This is a genomic window from Paenibacillus sp. BJ-4, from assembly GCF_020404765.1.
In the GTDB taxonomy this organism is placed as follows: Bacteria; Bacillota; Bacilli; order Paenibacillales; family Paenibacillaceae; genus Paenibacillus.
The window spans coordinates 1-211 of record NZ_JAIVEM010000180.1 but is presented as its reverse complement, the minus strand read 5'-3'; the positions used below and the strand labels follow the sequence as shown (position 1 = coordinate 211).

1 rRNA gene is annotated in these 211 nt (G+C 50.7%); it reads right to left on the bottom strand.

Annotated features, from left to right (window positions below):
- Positions 1–211, bottom strand: a 23S ribosomal RNA gene (locus tag LCF57_RS26385); the annotation flags it as partial.

Here is a 211-nt window from a genome sequence, read left to right as displayed (position 1 = left end):
CCTTTCCCACTTAACACACACTTGGGGACCTTAGCTGATGGTCTGGGCTGTTTCCCTTTTGACAATGGATCTTAGCACTCACTGTCTGACTCCCGGAACTAAATCCATGGCATTCGGAGTTTGACTGAGCTTGGTAACCCTTGCGGGCCCCGCACCCAATCAGTGCTCTACCTCCACGATTCTATTTTCCGAGGCTAGCCCTAAAGCTATT